Annotated in this window: 17 protein-coding genes; 9 read left to right on the top strand and 8 right to left on the bottom strand. The window is 69.0% G+C overall.

What is annotated here, in order from left to right:
- The first annotated feature begins 22 nt into the window (after positions 1–22).
- From ABB22_RS15810 to adhP, 3 genes are all read left to right on the top strand, one after another.
- A complete protein-coding gene (locus ABB22_RS15810) occupies positions 23–1,045 on the top strand; it encodes a sugar kinase (protein WP_055768634.1) in 1,023 nt (340 codons plus the stop codon).
- Entirely contained in the window at positions 1,032–1,670 is a 639-nt protein-coding gene (eda, locus tag ABB22_RS15805; RefSeq protein WP_055768637.1) for a bifunctional 4-hydroxy-2-oxoglutarate aldolase/2-dehydro-3-deoxy-phosphogluconate aldolase, read from the top strand. Before ABB22_RS15810 ends, eda begins: the two co-directional genes overlap by 14 nt.
- A 110-nt stretch (positions 1,671–1,780) precedes the next feature.
- A complete protein-coding gene (gene adhP / locus ABB22_RS15800) occupies positions 1,781–2,809 on the top strand; it encodes an alcohol dehydrogenase AdhP (protein ID WP_055768640.1) in 1,029 nt (342 codons plus the stop codon).
- 67 nt (positions 2,810–2,876) lie between these two features.
- On the opposite strand, the gene ABB22_RS15795 is transcribed toward adhP, so the two are convergent.
- Positions 2,877–5,003 carry a TonB-dependent receptor gene (locus ABB22_RS15795; RefSeq protein WP_055768642.1) on the bottom strand — a complete coding sequence of 709 codons (2,127 nt, stop codon included), beginning with the start codon at positions 5,001–5,003 and terminating at the stop codon, positions 2,877–2,879.
- A 164-nt stretch (positions 5,004–5,167) separates the two neighbouring features.
- Here ABB22_RS15795 and ABB22_RS15790 point away from each other — a divergent pair, with 164 nt between their 5' ends.
- Positions 5,168–6,370, top strand: a complete 1,203-nt coding sequence (locus tag ABB22_RS15790) for an amino acid aminotransferase (RefSeq protein ID WP_055768646.1) — start codon at positions 5,168–5,170, stop codon at positions 6,368–6,370.
- 84 nt (positions 6,371–6,454) lie between these two features.
- On the opposite strand, the gene ABB22_RS15785 is transcribed toward ABB22_RS15790, so the two are convergent.
- On the bottom strand, positions 6,455–7,690 hold the full coding sequence (locus ABB22_RS15785; protein WP_057505349.1) for an MgtC/SapB family protein: 1,236 nt from the start codon (positions 7,688–7,690) through the stop codon (positions 6,455–6,457).
- A gap of 198 nt (positions 7,691–7,888) precedes the next feature.
- Here ABB22_RS15785 and ABB22_RS15780 point away from each other — a divergent pair, with 198 nt between their 5' ends.
- Positions 7,889–8,902, top strand: coding sequence for a class 1 fructose-bisphosphatase (locus ABB22_RS15780; RefSeq protein ID WP_055768652.1), 1,014 nt, complete (start codon positions 7,889–7,891; stop codon positions 8,900–8,902).
- 136 nt (positions 8,903–9,038) lie between these two features.
- On the top strand, positions 9,039–9,473 hold the full coding sequence (locus ABB22_RS15775; RefSeq protein WP_055768654.1) for a nuclear transport factor 2 family protein: 435 nt from the start codon (positions 9,039–9,041) through the stop codon (positions 9,471–9,473).
- A gap of 30 nt (positions 9,474–9,503) precedes the next feature.
- Here ABB22_RS15775 and ABB22_RS15770 read toward each other — a convergent pair whose 3' ends face one another.
- The gene (locus ABB22_RS15770; protein WP_055768657.1) at positions 9,504–10,595 is read right to left on the bottom strand and encodes a PA0069 family radical SAM protein; all 1,092 of its coding nucleotides are present in this window, start codon (positions 10,593–10,595) and stop codon (positions 9,504–9,506) included.
- A 111-nt stretch (positions 10,596–10,706) separates the two neighbouring features.
- Between ABB22_RS15770 and cls the strand changes: the two genes are divergently transcribed.
- The 3 genes from cls (at position 10,707) to ABB22_RS15755 (ending at position 13,250) form a co-directional block, all read left to right on the top strand.
- Positions 10,707–12,167 carry a cardiolipin synthase gene (gene cls / locus ABB22_RS15765; RefSeq protein ID WP_055768660.1) on the top strand — a complete coding sequence of 487 codons (1,461 nt, stop codon included), beginning with the start codon at positions 10,707–10,709 and terminating at the stop codon, positions 12,165–12,167.
- A 64-nt stretch (positions 12,168–12,231) separates the two neighbouring features.
- On the top strand, positions 12,232–12,498 hold the full coding sequence (locus ABB22_RS15760; protein WP_055768665.1) for a hypothetical protein: 267 nt from the start codon (positions 12,232–12,234) through the stop codon (positions 12,496–12,498).
- Positions 12,495–13,250 (top strand): pyridoxine 5'-phosphate synthase, encoded by a 756-nt coding sequence (locus tag ABB22_RS15755; protein WP_055768667.1) that lies wholly within the window; start codon positions 12,495–12,497, stop codon positions 13,248–13,250. The genes ABB22_RS15760 and ABB22_RS15755 overlap by 4 nt, the downstream gene beginning before the upstream one ends.
- Positions 13,251–13,329: 79 nt before the next feature.
- Here ABB22_RS15755 and ABB22_RS15750 read toward each other — a convergent pair whose 3' ends face one another.
- The 5 genes from ABB22_RS15750 to ABB22_RS15730 all read right to left on the bottom strand — a co-directional run.
- Entirely contained in the window at positions 13,330–13,722 is a 393-nt protein-coding gene (locus ABB22_RS15750; protein WP_055768669.1) for an ExbD/TolR family protein, read from the bottom strand.
- 120 nt (positions 13,723–13,842) lie between these two features.
- Positions 13,843–14,253 (bottom strand): ExbD/TolR family protein, encoded by a 411-nt coding sequence (locus ABB22_RS15745; RefSeq protein ID WP_055768671.1) that lies wholly within the window; start codon positions 14,251–14,253, stop codon positions 13,843–13,845.
- A 3-nt stretch (positions 14,254–14,256) separates the two neighbouring features.
- Positions 14,257–14,682, bottom strand: coding sequence for an ExbD/TolR family protein (locus ABB22_RS15740; RefSeq protein ID WP_055768673.1), 426 nt, complete (start codon positions 14,680–14,682; stop codon positions 14,257–14,259).
- A 45-nt stretch (positions 14,683–14,727) separates the two neighbouring features.
- Positions 14,728–15,471 (bottom strand): TonB-system energizer ExbB, encoded by a 744-nt coding sequence (gene exbB / locus ABB22_RS15735; protein ID WP_055768675.1) that lies wholly within the window; start codon positions 15,469–15,471, stop codon positions 14,728–14,730.
- 85 nt (positions 15,472–15,556) lie between these two features.
- Positions 15,557–15,960, bottom strand: a 404-nt coding sequence (locus tag ABB22_RS15730) for an energy transducer TonB (protein ID WP_152984220.1), incomplete at its 5' end; no start/stop codon positions are given.

Below are 15,960 nucleotides of genomic sequence, written 5' to 3'. Positions count from 1 at the left end.
GTAGACCGCGACAGGAGTCCCGATGAGTTCCCCCCGTGTTGTCTGTTTCGGCGAGCTGCTGCTGCGGCTCGGCGCCCCCGGCCACCAGCTGCTGCTGCAGACCCCGGCCCTGGAGGTGCATTGCGGCGGTGCCGAGGCCAATGTCGGCGTGGCGCTGGCGCACTTCGGCCACGACGTGGCGATGGTCGGCGTGGTCGCCGACAACCCGCTGGGCGCGGCGGTGACCGGGCAATTGCGCCGGCATGGCGTGGACACCGGCCGTGTTCGCCGCGGCGAAGGCCGCATGGGCCTGTACTTCCTGACCACCGGCGCCGGCCACCGGCCCAGCGAGGTGGTCTACGACCGCGCCGATTCGGCCTTCGCCAACGCGCGCGCCGACAGCTACGACTGGCCGGCGCTGCTGCACGGCGCGCAGTGGCTGCACCTGTCCGGGGTGAGCCCGGCACTCGGCGCCGAGGCGGCGCAGGCCACGCTGGCGGCAGCGCGCGCGGCCAACGCGGCGGGCATCAAGGTGTCCTTCGACGGCAATTTCCGGCCGAAGCTGTGGGAACGCTGGGGCGGCGACGCGAAGGCGATCCTGCGCGACCTGTTCGACTGCGCGCACATCGTGTTCGCCGACCACCGCGACATCGGCGTGGTGCTGGGCGGCGGGTTTCCGCAGGCCGAGGCGCAGGCACGCGTGGACGCGGCCGCCGCGATGGCGTTCGCCGCCTTCCCGCGCCTGCAGTACCTGGCCTGCACCCAGCGCACGGCACACAGCGTCGGCCACCATTCGCTCGGCGCGATGCTGCTCGGCCGCGACGGCACCCGCGCCGTGGCGCCGACCGAGGAACTGACCGATATCGTCGACCGCATCGGCGGCGGCGACGCCTTCGCCGCCGGCGTGCTGCACGGCCTGATCGAAGGCTTCGACGCGGAGGCCACGATCCGCTTCGGCCTGGCCGCGGGCTGCCTGAAGCACTCCATTCCCGGCGATTTCAACCCGGTCGGCGTGGCCGACGTCATGGCCCTGGTGGGCGAAGGAAGGTTCGATGTCCGGCGCTGATCCGCGCGTGCGCGCTGTCCTCAAACTGGCGCCGGTGGTCCCGGTGTTCACCCCCGACGCCATCGACGATGCGGTGCAGGTGGCGCAGGCGCTGTTCCGCGGTGGCCTGCCGGTGATCGAAGTGACGCTGCGCACGCCCACCGCGATGGCGGCGATCAAGGCGATGGTCGAGGCCGTGCCCGACGCGGTGATCGGCGCCGGCACCGTGCTCGACGCGGGGCAGATGGAGCAGGTGAAGGCCATCGGCGGCCGCTTCGCGGTCTCGCCGGGCGCCACCGACCGGCTCTACGCCGCCGCGCGCGATACCGACCTGCCGTTCCTGCCGGGCGTGGCCACTTCGTCGGAGCTGATGCGCGGGCTGGAGCAGGGGCTGGACACGTTCAAGTTCTTCCCGGCGGTGCAGGCCGGCGGCACGGCGATGCTGTCGGCATGGAACGGCCCGTTCGGCGACGTGCGCTTCTGCCCGACCGGCGGCATCGGCGCGCAGACCGCCGCCCAGTTCCTGCACCTGCCCAACGTGCTGTGCGTGGGCGGTTCGTGGCTGACCACGCGTGAGCTGCTGGCGGCGCGCGACTGGACCGGCATCGAGCGGCTGGCGCGCGAAGCGGCGGTGCTGGCAGGCTGAGCCGGCGGGCGGCGTACCGGCGCATGCTCCCTGCCCGGGGCGTGATCACGATCAATGCGGCGTCCGCCGGACGTCGCCAGAGTAGGGACATTCCCTGACGGAGATCGCGCATGGACAGGACGATGAAGGCCGCGGTGGTGCGTGCGTTCGGCCAGCCGCTGGTCATCGAGGAGGTGCCGGTGCCGCGGCCGGGCGCCGGCGACATCCTGGTGAAGATCGAGGCCTGCGGCGTCTGCCACACCGACCTGCATGCCGCCGGGGGCGACTGGCCGGTCAAGCCCGAGCCCCCTTTCATTCCCGGCCATGAAGGCGTGGGCCATGTGGTCGCGGTGGGCGCAGGCGTCCGCCATGTGAAGGAAGGCGACCGCGTCGGCATCCCCTGGCTGTATTCGGCCTGCGGCCATTGCGAGCACTGCCTGGGCGGCTGGGAAACGCTGTGCGAAAGTCAGCGCAACACCGGCTATTCGGTCAACGGCGGATTCGCCCAGTACGCACTGGCCAACGCCGACTATGTCGGGCACCTGCCGAAGAACCTGGGCTTCGTCGAGATCGCCCCGGTGCTGTGCGCCGGCGTCACCGTCTACAAGGGCCTGAAAGTCACCGACACCAAGCCGGGCGACTGGGTGGCGATCTCCGGCATCGGCGGCCTGGGCCACATGGCCGTGCAGTACGCGCGGGCGATGGGCCTGAACGTCGCGGCGGTGGACGTGGACGAGGACAAGCTCGCCCTGGCGCGACGGCTGGGCGCGGCGGTCACCGTCGATGCCCGTACCACGGACCCGGCGGCGTTCCTGAAGAAGGAGATCGGCGGCGCCCACGGCGCACTGGTCACCGCGGTGTCGCCCAAGGCGTTCGAGCAGGCGCTGGGCATGGTCCGGCGCGGCGGCACGGTGTCGCTCAACGGCCTGCCGCCCGGCGATTTCCCGCTGGACATCTTCGGCATGGTGCTCAACGGCATCACCGTGCGCGGCTCCATCGTCGGAACCCGCCTGGACCTGCAGGAATCGCTGCAGTTCGCCGCCGACGGCAAGGTCGCCGCGACGGTCGCCACCGATACGCTGGACAACATCAATGCCGTGTTCGCGCGCATGCGCGCCGGCCAGATCGAAGGGCGCGTCGTGTTGGACATGAACGCCTGACCGTCCGCGCATGGCCGCCGTCGCCCGCATCCCCTCCCGCGGGCGCGGCGGTCGTGCCATCGCGGCCTCAGCGCGGCGCCCACTGCCATTGCAGGCCCAGCGTCCAGCCCCGATCCGGGCCGGGTTCGTAATAGCGCTGGTTGCCGTCGTTGACGATGACCGAGCCGATGTAACGCCGGTCCAGCAGGTTGTCCACGCGCGCGAACAGGCGCAGCGGGCCATGCGCGGTCGGCCAGCGCCGGCTGGCTTCAAGGTTCAGCAGCGCGTGGCCCGGCGCACGGGCGTCGCCCAGGTCGGTGGCGGGCGTGGCGCTTGCGGCCACGGTTTCGACCGCCAGCAGCCACGGCCCCGGCTGCCAGCGCCAGCGTGCATGCAGCTGCTGGCGCGGCACGCCCGGCAGGGCGCTGCCGGCCGCCACCGGATTGCGCGGCACGATGCAGGGCGCAGGCAGGCCGGTGCAGGTGAAGTAGCCCTCGCGCACGCTGGCCTGCAGCCGGGTCCAGGCCAGCTGCAGCTGCTGGCTCTCGCCGATGGGCTGCAGCCAGCCCAGCTCCACGCCCTGGCGGCGGGTGGCGCCGATGTTGCGGTAGCTGCTGCGGCCGCCGATGTTGCCGGCCACGGCCAGTTCGTCGTCGGTGTCGGCGCGGAACCACGCCAGCTCCAGCCGCGCGCCGGCCTGGTTGCGCCATTTGGCGCCGAGCTCGACATTGCGGCTGGTGGCCGGGGACAGGTCCAGCGCCAGCCCGGCGCCGCCGTCGGCGCGATAGCCCAGCTCGTTGAAGGTAGGCGTCTCGAAGCCACGCCCGGCCGAGGCATACAGGCGCAGATCCTCGCCGGCGCGGAACACCAGCCCGGCCACCGGCGTGGTGGCCGCGTAGTCGCGGCGGCCGCTGTCGTCGGGATTGCCGGCGACGATGTAATGGTCATCGGAACGGAAGCGCACCCGGCTGTGGCGCGCCCCGGCCAGCAGCGACCAGCGTGGGCCGAGCTGCCACCAGGCCTGCGCGAACTGGTCCACGTTGCCGACCCGGTCGCGCTGGTCGCGGCGCAGCCGGCCTTTGACGCCCAGCGCGTCGCCGACGAAGTTCTCATAGCCGGTGCGATGCTGCCGCTGGCCGTCGGCGTTGGCGCCGACCACCAGTTCCAGCGGCCGGCCCGCCAGGGCGCCGTGCCAGGCCCAGCGCGCATCCACGCCGCCGTAACCGCCGTCCAGGTCGATCACCCCGCCCGAGTGCAGGGGATTGGCCTGTGCCGCAGGCGGAATCGCCAGGAACTGCTCGACCGTGCGCTGTCCGGCATAGGCCATCAGCCGCCAGGTCCGGCGCTCGCGATCCAGCGTGTACACCGCGCCGGCCTGTGCCTGCCGCACCGATTTGCGGGTGTCGTACTGGGTGGCGGCGGCGGTGGCCCGGCGCGGATCGGTGCGCGCCTGTTCGGCGGTCAGGCCCAACGGATCCTGCGCGTGCGGGGCATCGAGCACGTTGAACAGCAGGTCCAGGCGCTGGCCCGGCGCAGGCTCGAACCCGAGCCGCGCGTTGAGCGATCCGCGCCGCGCCGCGCTGTGTTTGCGCCAGCCATCGGTGCGGTAATCGCTGGCGGCGACGTTGTAATGCATGGCTTTGGCCTGGCCCCTGAGCTGCAGGCCCAGGCTGCGGCTGTTGTCGCTGCCGAAAGTCGCGCGCAGCCGCCACGGGTCGCCCGCCTGGCCATCGGCGCTCCACAGCTGCACCACGCCGCCGGACGAGTTGCCGTACAACGCCGAAAACGGCCCGCGCAGCACGTCGATGCGTTCGGCGCCGAGCAGGTTGAAATGCGACAACTGGCCCTGCCCGTCGGGCATCGTCGCCGGCACGCCGTCGACCAGCAGCCGTACGCCGCGCACGCCGAAGGTGGAGCGCGCGCCGAAACCGCGGATCGACAGCTGCGTGTCCTGCGCCAGGTTCTGCCGCTCGCGCGCCAGCAGGCCGGGAACGCCGCCCAGGGCTTCGGACACCAATGCGCCACGGCCAGCGCCGTCCTCGTCCACGCCGACGCTGGTCATCGACGCGGGCAGGTCGAAATCGTCGACCGCATGCACGCGCGCGGCCTGCACCTGCACGGCATCCAGCGTGGCGGGCGCCGTGCCGGCCGATACCGTCGCCGGCAGCGCCACTGCCAGGCCGATCGCCGGAAACAACCGTCTACATCGCTTCATGCCGGCATCATCGCCGATCGCCGGCGAGCGCTGCGTCGCGCCGCGACGGTTCCGCCTGAAACCCTGCGGCCAATGGCGCCCGGCCCTGTTAGGATGGGACGGTTTGACCGCGCTGCGCGGTCGTCCCGAACTTCTCTCCTCCCGCCACCGTGACGAGTACCGCCGTGTCCTTCTTTGCAAACGTGGAACAGGTTCCTGGCGACCCGATCCTGGGTCTGACCGAGGCTTACAACGCCGACCCGCGCCCGACCAAGGTCAACCTTGGCGTCGGCATCTATTACGACGAAGACGGCCGCATCCCGCTGCTGCGCGCCGTGCACCTGATCGAGCAGCAGCTCGCCGCCGAGGCCAAGCCGCGCGGCTACCTGCCGATCGACGGCCTGCCTGCCTACACCCAGGCCACCCAGAAGCTGGTGTTCGGCGAGGGTTCGGAGCTGATCGCCGCCGGCCGCGTCGCCACCTCGCAGACCATCGGCGGCAGCGGCGCGCTGCGCGTGGGCGCGGACCTGCTGCACAAGCTGCTGCCGCACGCCACCGTCGCCATCAGCAACCCGAGCTGGGAAAACCACCGCGCCGTGTTCGGCGCCGCCGGCTTCGACATTGTCGACTACACCTACTTCGACAACGCCAGCCACGGCCTGGATTTCGCCGGCATGGTCGCCGACCTGCAGAAGCTGCAGCCGGGCACCGTGGTGCTGCTGCACGCCTGCTGCCACAACCCGACCGGCGCTGACCTGAGCACGGAGCAGTGGAAGCAGGTCGCCGCGCTGCTGAAGGACCGCCAGCTGTTCCCCTTCATCGACATGGCCTACCAGGGCTTCGACAAGGGCATCGAGCAGGACGGCCAGGCCGTGCGCATCATCGCCGAGGCCGGCATCGACAGCTTCATCGTCGCCAACTCGTACTCCAAGTCGTTCTCGCTGTACGGCGAACGCGTCGGCGCGCTGTCGGTGGTGGGCCCGGACGCGACCTCGACCAAGGCCGTGCAGTCGCAGGTCAAGCGCATCATCCGCACCATCTACTCCAGCCCGTCCACCCATGGCGCCGCGCTGGTCGCCGGCGTGCTGGGCAGCGCCGAGCTGCGCGGCATGTGGGGCGCCGAGCTGACCGAGATGCGCGAGCGCATCCACGCCCTGCGCGCCGGCATGGTGCAGAAGCTGGCCGCCTTGGGCGCGCCGGAATTCGGCTTCATCCAGCAGCAGGCCGGCATGTTCTCCTACTCTGGCCTGAGCAAGGCGCAGGTGGACCGGCTGCGCGACGAGTACGGCATCTACGCCGTCGGTACCGGCCGCATCTGCGTGGCCGCGCTCAGCCAGAAGAACCTGGACTACGTGGCCAAAGCCGTCTACGAAGTCAGCCGCGGCTGATCCGGCGCCCTTGCCATGATCGAAAAAAAGCCCGGCCGAATCCGGGCTTTTTTTCATCCATGGGCACGGCCGGCGCCGGCAGGTTCAGCCCGGTACCAGCCAGGTCGTTGCCGCCGCGCCCACCACCATCGCCGCCAACCCCGCACTGACGGCGGCTCCATAGCGTGGGCCACCGCTGGCGAAGGCCAGTATCGACTTGGCCAGCGAAGCGGATGCCAGCAGGGTAACCACGCCCCAGCGCGCCGTCGCCAGTTCCAGGCCGCCGGAAGCGGCGAGACTGGCGATGCTGGCCGCCGCCGCGTGCAGTTCGCCCAGCGCGGCGATGGTGGCCCCGGCCAATGCCCCCGCCTGGCCGAACAACTGGCGCAACCCTTCGGACACCAGCAGCACAACGGCGATCACCAGCGCGATCATCAACGCATGCCCCAGCCGGAAGGCGTTGGCGGCGGAGGTCGGCGGCAGCGTTTCTTCCTTCACCTGGCGCAGGCCCAGCAGCGAGAACGCCAACAACAGCAGCGACGCGGCCAGCAGCGGCCATGCGCTCGCACGCAACAACGCGGGCGAGGTGGTGCCGATCACCGCCGCGAACAGCAGCAGGGAGGCCAGATTAGCCAGCAAGGCGGCCGACGCCGAGGGCCCCACCAGCGCGGCCGAGACCCTGCTGCCACGGCCGAACCCGGCCACTGCCGCCGTGGACGAGGCGAAACCGGAGAAGAAACCCGCCACCGGCAGGCCCCGACGGGCGCCTACGGCCCGCAGCGCGATGTGGCCGAGCATGCCCACGCCCATCACCAGCACCACGATCCGCCACAGCCTGGCCGGCACCAGCACTCCCCAGGGATCGATCGCGGTCTCCGGCAACAGCGGCAGCACCACCAGCGCGCAGGCGGCCAACAGCAGCGCATCGCGCATCTCCTGGTCGCTGATCACCTCGCGGCTCAACCGCGCCAGCGGCGCCTTGGCCCACAGCAGGATCGCCACCACCACGCCGAGCGCCGCCGCCAGTTCCTGCTCTTCAAGCGCCAGGCCACCCAGCAGCACCGTGACCAGCAGGGCGACCTCGCCGGTCAGGCCCGGATCGTCGCGGGCGGTCACCCGGTAGCTGCTCCACGCCAGCAGGGCGGCCGCCAGCAGCGCCACCAGGAATGCGGCCTGTCCCAGCGCGAGGGCCACGGCCCCCATCAATGCCAGCAATGCGTGTGTACGCACGCCCGCCTGCGCCGATGCGGCGTTTCCATGCTGGCGCTCCCGCACCGCGCCGATCAGCAGGCCGATGCCCAGTGCCGCCGGCAGGCCATGCGTTGCCTGGTCCCAGTCCATGTCCTCTCCCTCCGGGGCGTCCATGGTATGCCGCCTGTAGCCGGCGTCGATGGCATCTACCGGCTTCCCGTACCGACAAACCCTGTCCAGTTCCACCCACAGGCGGGACAGGACCTGGCCTCCCCCGGCCCTCGACTCGTAAATGCAGGGACAACCCGCGACAATAGCGTTCCTTTCCGCTGAAGGTAGCCATCGTCCATGTCCCGCACGTCGTTGACCCGCTTCCTGATCGAAGAACAGCATGCCCGGCGCATCAACGCCGACCTGCGCCAGCTGGTGGCGGTCGTGGCCCGCGCCTGCACCAGCATCTCGATCGCGGTGAGCAAGGGCGCGCTGGGCGGCGTGCTCGGCGACGCAGGCACCGGCAACGTGCAGGGCGAGGCGCAGAAGAAACTGGACGTGATCTCCAACGAGATCCTGCTCGAGGCCAATGCCTGGGGCGGCCACCTGGCCGCCTGCGCGTCGGAGGAGATGGACCACAGCCAGCCGGTGCCGTCCGAATATCCGCACGGCGACTTCCTGCTGCTGTTCGATCCGCTGGACGGCAGCTCCAATATCGACGTGAACGTGTCGGTGGGCACCATCTTCTCGGTGCTGCGCGCACCGGCCGGCGTGGACAAGCCCGGCGACGAGCACTTTCTGCAGCCGGGCGTGCAGCAGGTCGCGGCCGGCTACTGCATCTATGGGCCGAGCACGATGCTGGTGCTCAGCGTCGGCCACGGTACCCACGCCTTCACCCTGGACCGCGAGACCGGCGAGTTCGTGCTGACCCAGCGCGGCATGCAGGTGCCGGCCGACACGAAGGAATTCGCCATCAACATGTCCAACCAGCGCCACTGGGAAGCGCCGATGCAGGGCTACGTGGCCGACCTGCTGGCCGGCCGCGAGGGCGTGCGCGGCAAGGACTTCAACATGCGCTGGATCGCCTCGATGGTGGCCGATGTGCATCGCATCCTCACCCGCGGCGGCATCTTCATCTATCCGTGGGACAGGAAGGATCCGTCCAAGGCCGGCAAGCTGCGGCTGATGTACGAGGCCAACCCGATGTCGATGCTGATCGAACAGGCCGGTGGCGCCGCTACCAACGGCCGCCAGCGCATCCTCGACATCCAGCCCGACCAGCTGCACCAGCGCGTGCCGGTGTTCCTCGGCTCGCGCAACGAGGTAGCCGAAGCCACCCGTTACCACCACGAGCACGACGCGCGGGGCTGAGTCCACGCGGCCTGCGGGCAGAGCGGGGCAATGCCCCGCTGTGGCAGCGTCGGGAAAGCCCCTGCCGGGCGTTGTCCGGCACTACACAGGCCCGCCGGTTCGGGCCACCGTCGGCGTTTTCCCTGAGGCCATGCCGATGCGCGCATCGATCGCCGTACCCCTGCTGCTGGCTTCTGCCTTGGCCTGGGCACGGACGCCGACGCTCGAACAGGCTGACTCCGACTGGAGCCGCCTGCGCCTGCAGGGCGATGCATCGGCGCTGGCCGCGCTGTTGGCCGAGGACTGGCAGCTCCCCCGTTCCGATGGCCGGGTGCAGCACAGAGCCGGCTATCTGCAGGGACAGGAACTGGCCACGCGCACGCGCCGCAACACGCGCATCGACAACGCGGATGTACAGGTACGCCGCTATGGCGATACCGCGGTGATCACCGGCACCCGCGCGCAGGCCGCGACCCGCAACGGCCAGTCCTGGGAAGGGCGCCTGCGCTTCACCTGCGTGTGGGCGCTGCGCGATGGCCACTGGCAGAGGCTGGCCTCGCACTCCTCGCGGTTGTGCGGGCCCCGGCCCTGACGGCGACGACCGCAGGACACCGGTGGCGGATCAGAACAGCTCGCCCTGCGGCGAGGCTTTCTTCGGCGGTACCGGCGGCACGAAGCGGCTGCAGTCCAGCCACGGCCATTGTTCGCGCGAGGCGTTGAAACCCAGGCGCTTGCTGGCCAGCGCGAAGCGGCGCGACAGCAGCTGCGCATAGACGCCTTCGCCGCGCATGCGCTTGCCGAACTGGCTGTCGTAGTCCTTGCCGCCGCGCAGCTGGTTGAGGGTGCTCATCACGTGTTCGGCCCGCTGCGGATGGTGCGCCTGCAGCCATTCGCGGAACAGCGGCGCCACCTCGTAGGGCAGGCGCAGCAGCACGTAGCCGGCACTGCGCGCGCCTGCATCGCGGGCGGCTTCCAGCACTGCTTCCAGTTCGGCATCGTTGATCCACGGGATCACCGGCGCCACCATCACGCCGACCGGAATCCCGGCCTCGTGCAGGCGCCGCATCGCCCGCAGCCGCGCATGCGGCGCGGAGGCACGCGGTTCCAGCTTCGCCGACAGGTGCGGGTCCAGCGAAGTCACCGAGAAATGCACGCTGACCAGGCGCTGCGCGGCCAGCGGCGCCAGCAGGTCGATGTCGCGTTCGACCAGCGCGTTCTTGGTGATCAGCGAGAACGGATGGCGGGTTTCCAGCATCACCTCGATCAGCTGGCGGGTGATGCCCAGTCTGCGTTCGACCGGCTGGTAGGCGTCGGTGTTGATGCCCAGCGCAATGGGTTTGACCACATAGCCGGGCCGGGCCAGCTCCCTGCGCAGCAGTTCGGCGGCATTGGTCTTGGCGAAGATCTTGGTCTCGAAGTCCAGCCCCGGCGACAGGTTCAGGTAGGCGTGGGTGGGCCGCGCGAAACAGTACGAACACCCGTGCTCGCAGCCGCGGTACGGGTTGACCGACTGGTCGAAGCCCACGTCCGGAGACGTGTTGCGGCTGATGATGCTGCGCGCGACTTCGACGCGCACGTCGGTCCGCAGGCGCGGCGTGGCGAATTCCTCGCCATCGTCGGCCAGCCAGCCGTCGTCGACGGTATCGGTGATGGTGGTCTCGAAGCGGCCGGGCAGGTGGCTGGCGGCACCGCGGCCCTTGATCGGAGTCGGCATCGGCCTACGCTAGCGCGGCCGCGTCGCAGATGCAGCGACGCGGCGTTCATGCAGGTGCACCGCCATGGCCGGCCTCGCGCGCCATGCACGGGCCATGGCTAGAATCGCCGCATGCGCGAAGCCCTCCACAGTCTCTGGACCAGCGTGTCCTCCATCCCGCACGCGGCGCAGATCCTGGCGACCGCCTATGTGCTGTACCTGGTGCTGCTGGCCGGCTACATCGTGCTGCAGAAGCGCGAGCCGGTGGCGACGCTGAGCTGGATCCTGTCGCTGGCGGCGCTGCCCTACATCGGCCTGTTCGTGTTCTATGTGCTCGGCCCGCAGAAGATCGTGCGCCAGCGCCTGCGGCGCGGGCGTTCGCGCGAGGGCATGGAGGCCTACAACACGGTCTGCCCGGCCGATGCGCACTGCACCGAGCTGGCGCGCATCGGCCAGGCCACCACCGGCCTGCCGCCCAGCACCGCCACTGCCGTGGACTGGCTGGTCGACGGCGCGGCGACCTATGCGGCGATCCTGGCGGCGGTCGCCGGCGCAACGCGCCACGTGAACCTGGAGTACTACATCTTCGAGCCCGACCATGCCGGCACGGCCCTGCGCGACGCATTGGCCGAGCGGGCGAGGGCAGGGGTGAAGGTGCGCCTGCTGCTGGATGCGGTCGGTTCCTCGGGGGTCAAGCGCAGTTTCCTGCGGCCGCTGCTCGACGCCGGCGCCGAGGTGGTCTGGTTCCATCCGCGCCAGCTGCTCAAGCCGTTCAAGCGCCCGTGGCTGAACCTGCGCACGCACCGCAAGCTGGTGGTCATCGACGGCTCGCTCGCCTTCACCGGCGGCATCAACATCACCGACGAGGAGGACGACAGCCGCAATCCCGACGCTTACCGCGACCTGCACACGCGCCTGACCGGACACGTCGTGCGCAGCCTGCAGCTGGTGTTCCTGGAGGACTGGATCTACGCCAGCGGGCAGCGCATGGCCCACTTCGACCGGGAAGACCTCTTTCCCTCCGATGGCCCGGCACGGGAGGATGGCCGGGTGCAGGCACAGGTACTGGTGTCCGGCCCGGATTCCTCATGGGAGGCGATCCATCGCATGCACGTGGCGGCGATCCATGAAGCCGCCCGTCGCGTCTGGCTGGTAACGCCGTATTTCGTCCCCGGCGAAGCCGCGCGCATGGCGCTGACCTCGGCCGCGCTGGGTGGGCTGGACACGCGCCTGCTGGTGCCGCGTCGCAGCGACTCGCTGTTCGTCACCCTGGCCGGCCGCTCCTACTACGACGAACTGCTGCAGGCCGGGGTCAAGATCTACGAATACGGCCCGCGCATGCTGCATACCAAGGCCTTCATCGCCGACGACGATACCTGCATCGTCGGCAGCGCCAACTTCGACCACCGCAGCTTCCGCCTGAACTTCGAGCTGTCGATGCTCTACCACGACCGGGGACTGACCGCGGAACTGGAAGCGATCCTGGCCCAGGAGTTCGCCTGCGCCACGCCGGTGCGGCCCGACCGCGATCGCCCGTTGTGGCGGCAGCGCCTGCCCGAAGCGTTCGCCCGGCTCGCTTCTCCCCTGCTGTAGCGTCCGGCGCATGGAAGCGTCCCCGGGCGGACCGCTACACTGCTCGCCTCCACGGGAGATCGTCATGTACTGGCTGTTCCTGCTGCTCGCGCTGGGCGCCTTCACCCTTGCCATCACCACCACGCATGCGGGCCTGCTGCTCCTGGCGTTGCTGGCCGCGCTGCTCTTCTTCCTGCTGTGGATCAAGGGGCTGCATGCGGCACGCTTCGGCGGCGCGGCCAGCCAGCCTGCGCGCTCCCTGCACCCGGCCGAGCTGCAGGCCCTTCGCGACCAGCTGCGGCCGGCCGCTTCCCCGTCCCCCTCCGCATCTGAAGACCATCCGCCGTCATGACCCGCCTCAGCGTCAACGTCAACAAGATCGCCGTACTGCGCAACTCCCGTGGCGGCAACGACCCGGACGTGCTGCGCGCGGCAACGGCCTGCCTGGATGCGGGCGCGCACGGCATCACCGTGCATCCCCGCCCCGACCAGCGGCATATCCGCGCCGACGATGTCCATGCGCTTTCCGCGCTCACCCGTGCACGGGACGTCGAGTTCAACATCGAAGGCAACCCCTTCGCACCGCCGCGCGCCGGCTATCCAGGCTTGCTCCCGTTGTGCGAACAGACCCGGCCGGCGCAAGCCACCCTGGTGCCGGATGGCGATGGCCAGCTCACCTCCGACCACGGCTTTGATTTCGCCCGCGATGGCGAGCGCCTGCGTCCCCTGGTCGCCGCGTTGAAAGGCTTCGGCTGCCGGGTCAGTCTGTTCGTCGACGCTGGCAACCCCGACATCACCGCCGCCGCCACGCTCGGCGCGGATCGCATCGAGCTCTATACCGGTCCCTATGCGGAGGCCTTCGCCGCCGGCTCCCCGGACGCCGCCCTGGCGCTGTTCGCGGATGCTGCACGGCGAGCGCAGGCCGCGGGCCTGGGCGTCAATGCCGGCCACGACCTGTCGCAGGCCAACCTGGGCCGCTTCCTGGAGGAAGTGCCGCAGGTGCTGGAAGTCTCCATCGGCCACGCACTGATAGGCGAGGCGCTGTATGGCGGACTCGATGCCACGGTGAAAGCCTATCTGGCGGTGATCGGCCATACGGGCTGAGCTGGGGCATGAAAGCGGCAGGGAACCGCGGGGGTTTCCTGCTGATGGGGCATCTTCCAGCCATGGGCCGGATTCCCCGCTACCGCATGGAATCGATCTTCTTTATTCCGGCTTCCTTGGCCTGGCCCAGGATTCTGGCCATCACCTCGTATCCGGAATCCGGGGCGGCATCGATCCGCAGTGCCGGCGGGTTTGCCGAATCCTTTCTTACTTCCTCTTCCATCTTCCGCCTAAGTTCGTCCAGATCCAGCGGGTTTTCGTTCCAGTAAATCTGGTTGCCGGCATCCACGCGCAGATCGATCGGCGGCGATGGTTGGCGCAGCGGCAGCGAGGGATTGATGACCCGCTGCGGCAGATCCACTGCGACCGGATACCTCATGACAGGCGCAATCAGCAGAAGAGCGATGCACAGCGAGCCGAGCGCTCCTGCCGATACAGCCACCGCCAACACGATCCTGCCTGATTTCGACATGCGGATTTCCCCATGGCTCTGCTGTCCGGAGACAGCCGCGTTTCGCCGCGGTCTTACGGAAAAAGAACGCCCCCGGCAAGCGGGGGCGTTCTCCAGTCGCGTCATGACTTGGGTATTGCGTTACTGCACGAAACCGATCTTCTTCATCTGTGCGTTCTTGGCCTGGGCCAGGATCTTGGCCATGACCTCGTACTCGGAATCCGGATTGGCATCGATGCGAAGTTCCGGCTGGTTGGTCGGATCCTTCTGTACTTCTTCTTCCATCTTCTGCTGCAGCTCGTTCACGTTCACCGGGCTGTTGTTCCAGTAAACCTGATTGCTCGCATCCACCCGCAGATCGATCGGCGGCGGCGGCTCGCGCAGCTGCGGCGGCGGATTGATGACCCGCTGCGGCAGGTCCACGGCGATCGGATACGTCATGATCGGCGCGGTCACGATGAAGATGATCAGCAGCACCAACATCACGTCCACGAGGGGCGTGACGTTGATGTCGGCCATGGGGCCCCTGTTTCCACCACTACTGAATGCCATCGCTTATTGCCCCTTTTCTTTGGTGGCAACGAAGCCGACGTCCAGCATGCCCTGGCCCTGCGCGATCTTGGTCACTTCATTGATCACGCTCATCTTGGTGGTCTTGTCACCACGCAGGTTGAGCGGGGGCTGGGGCGTCTGCTGGGCAGCAGTGGCGAAACGCGACTCCAGGGTCTCCTTCGTCACCAGCTCATCGTTCCAGTAGAGCGAACCGTCTTCCTTGACAGCAACCGTGATCGGATTCGGACGTTTTTCAGCGTCGTCCGGATTGATGTTCAGGTTGGCCTCGGGCAGCTCTACCTTGACCTTGTGGGACATCAGGGGAGCCGTGATGATGAAGATGATCAGCAGCACCAGCATCACGTCCACGAGGGGCGTGACGTTGATGTCGGCCATGGGGCCGCTGCTGTTACCACTACTGAAAGCCATAACGGGCTCCGTCTATATCGTTGCGAGGACTGCTCTGCCGACGGCTCAGCGGACGCGCGAGCCGGTGGCGAAGAAGTCGTGCAGATCGTGCGCGAAGGTGTCGAACTTGCTGACGGTGGCGCTGTTGATCTTGCTGAAGAAGTTGAAGGCGAACACGGCCGGGATCGCGACGAACAGACCGATGGCGGTCATGATCAGCGCTTCACCCACCGGGCCGGCAACGGCGTCGATCGAGGCCGAACCGGTGGCACCGATCTTGATCAGCGCGCCGTAGATGCCCCACACGGTACCCAGCAGACCCACGAACGGAGCGGTCGCGCCGACGGTGGCCAGCAGGATCATGCCGCCCTGCAGCCTGTTGGATTCGCGGGTGACGGCCTGACGCAGGGCGCGGTCGACGAACTCCGAACGGCTCAGGGTCTCGGCGGCACCAGCCTGCTGGTGGTGGGCAGCGGCCTGGGCAGCGTCCAGTGCGATCTTCGAGAAAGGCTCGGAAGCCGGCTGCTCTTCCATGGCGCGGATGGCGTCCTGGGCATTGGCGGCATCCCAGAACATGCCCGGCACGCGGTCGGAAGCCGACTTCAGGCGGGCGGTGCGGAAGATGTTGATGACGGTCCAGTACCACGACATCGCCGACATCACGACCAGGGTCAGCAGCACGACCCAGGAAACCGCGAAGTCACCCGGCTTGGAGGTCATTTCGTGAATCAGATGCTCGAAGCCCATCTGCGAGAGCGCGTTGTTTGCGTTGCCCCCGGCAGCAGCGGCGATGAAGATTTCCTGCAGCATGACGCTTACCTTTGTTGTGTGTGGTGTTAAAGGGTGTAGCTAAAGTCGAACGGTTCCCTGGTGGCGGCCCTGCGGCCGCCGGGGATCAGCTCAGCGCAAAGTTGACCGGGACGCGGACGCGACCAGCCGCCTTCTGTCCATTGACGACGGAAGCATTGAACTTCCACTTGCGTGCAGCATCCATGGCGGCACGGTCGAGGTCGCGGTTACGGCTGGACTTCTCGACGGAGACATTGGTGACGTTGCCGCTGGCGTCGACATCAATGATCAGGATGACCTCGCCCTGGATACCGGCGCGGAAAGCGGCCGGCGGATAACGCGGCGGGTTCATGTTCTTGGACGAGATGTCCACGCTGGCCTGGATGTCGGTGACAGCGGCCGGCGGGGATGGCGGCGTCGGCGGCGTCACCACGTCGTTCGGGCGCGGTTCCGGCACGTCGACCACCGGTGCTTCCGGCGGCGGCGGCAGCGGCGAAGCCTTCGGCGGCG

Origin of the sequence: Stenotrophomonas nitritireducens, from assembly GCF_001431425.1 — a bacterium.
In the GTDB taxonomy this organism is placed as follows: domain Bacteria; phylum Pseudomonadota; class Gammaproteobacteria; order Xanthomonadales; family Xanthomonadaceae; genus Stenotrophomonas; species Stenotrophomonas nitritireducens.
Note: the sequence above shows the minus strand (reverse complement) of the source record. Positions and strands in the feature narration are given on the sequence as shown.

Excerpts from the sequence above, each read along its gene's own strand:
- exbB (WP_055768675.1), bottom strand. The coding sequence starts at position 15,471 with ATGCTGCAGGAAATCTTCATCGCCGCTGCTGCCGGGGGCAACGCAAAC.
- ABB22_RS15750 (WP_055768669.1), bottom strand. The coding sequence starts at position 13,722 with ATGTCGAAATCAGGCAGGATCGTGTTGGCGGTGGCTGTATCGGCAGGA.
- ABB22_RS15740 (WP_055768673.1), bottom strand. The coding sequence starts at position 14,682 with ATGGCTTTCAGTAGTGGTAACAGCAGCGGCCCCATGGCCGACATCAAC.
- ABB22_RS15745 (WP_055768671.1), bottom strand. The coding sequence starts at position 14,253 with ATGGCATTCAGTAGTGGTGGAAACAGGGGCCCCATGGCCGACATCAAC.
- cls (WP_055768660.1), top strand. The coding sequence starts at position 10,707 with ATGCGCGAAGCCCTCCACAGTCTCTGGACCAGCGTGTCCTCCATCCCG.
- ABB22_RS15760 (WP_055768665.1), top strand. The coding sequence starts at position 12,232 with ATGTACTGGCTGTTCCTGCTGCTCGCGCTGGGCGCCTTCACCCTTGCC.
- ABB22_RS15780 (WP_055768652.1), top strand. The coding sequence starts at position 7,889 with ATGTCCCGCACGTCGTTGACCCGCTTCCTGATCGAAGAACAGCATGCC.
- eda (WP_055768637.1), top strand. The coding sequence starts at position 1,032 with ATGTCCGGCGCTGATCCGCGCGTGCGCGCTGTCCTCAAACTGGCGCCG.
- adhP (WP_055768640.1), top strand. The coding sequence starts at position 1,781 with ATGGACAGGACGATGAAGGCCGCGGTGGTGCGTGCGTTCGGCCAGCCG.
- ABB22_RS15770 (WP_055768657.1), bottom strand. The coding sequence starts at position 10,595 with ATGCCGACTCCGATCAAGGGCCGCGGTGCCGCCAGCCACCTGCCCGGC.
- ABB22_RS15755 (WP_055768667.1), top strand. The coding sequence starts at position 12,495 with ATGACCCGCCTCAGCGTCAACGTCAACAAGATCGCCGTACTGCGCAAC.
- ABB22_RS15785 (WP_057505349.1), bottom strand. The coding sequence starts at position 7,690 with ATGGACTGGGACCAGGCAACGCATGGCCTGCCGGCGGCACTGGGCATC.
- ABB22_RS15810 (WP_055768634.1), top strand. The coding sequence starts at position 23 with ATGAGTTCCCCCCGTGTTGTCTGTTTCGGCGAGCTGCTGCTGCGGCTC.
- ABB22_RS15795 (WP_055768642.1), bottom strand. The coding sequence starts at position 5,003 with ATGAAGCGATGTAGACGGTTGTTTCCGGCGATCGGCCTGGCAGTGGCG.
- ABB22_RS15775 (WP_055768654.1), top strand. The coding sequence starts at position 9,039 with ATGCGCGCATCGATCGCCGTACCCCTGCTGCTGGCTTCTGCCTTGGCC.